Origin of the sequence: Facilibium subflavum (assembly GCF_003574485.1) — a bacterium.
Lineage (GTDB): Bacteria > Pseudomonadota > Gammaproteobacteria > Francisellales > Francisellaceae > Facilibium > Facilibium subflavum.
Genome location: NZ_QLIT01000368.1, coordinates 1 through 656 on the forward strand (window position 1 = coordinate 1; position 656 = coordinate 656).

A 656-nucleotide genomic window follows, 5' to 3' on the forward strand; every position below is an offset into this window, starting at 1 on the left:
TATGATTAAATAAAGCTAAAATAATAGTATTTACTAAGATACCAACCGTAAAAATACCTAAAACATTTACTTTTGTAAAAATAAACACTATACCTAGTATTATCAGAATATTATTTACATAATTATAAAACTTCGTAAATTTTATATTATTATCTAAAATCACTTATATACCCAACATCTTCATTGTTTTTGTGAAAATAAACACATACCCTTTATAAAATCCAGATTTTATAAACTTTGATTTAAATGTATTTTTTTTATCAGGAGATGCGTAATCATACCATTTCTGTAAATAAAAACAGTTATAAGGATTTATAATATATCTAATAAACTCAACCTTTCTCCACGGCTTTTTACGCCCACTATAATGCATGACAATAGGATCAAACATAAACTTTGTATGTCCAATATGTCTTGTTGATGATACAAAGTAGTTATACTTATCTTCTAAAACTTCAAAGCCAAAACCATAAGTTTCTAGAGTTATAGCTATTGTACCTAACTCTGAAAAAACTGATTTATTAGTTTTATCTGGAGACTTTGTTATTATTCGTTTATAAACTTCGCAAAATTTATTCCAGAACTCTTTCTCATAGTATTCTTTTAGATTAATAAATACACAGCCAAAAGAAATTGCTGGCTTACTCATAGTCTCT

1 protein-coding gene is annotated in these 656 nt (G+C 25.6%); it reads right to left on the reverse strand.

The features are described from left to right. Window positions 1-163: 163 nt before the first annotated feature. On the reverse strand, window positions 164-656 hold a 493-nt coding region (locus DNK84_RS13985), incomplete at its 5' end, for a hypothetical protein (protein ID WP_208123363.1).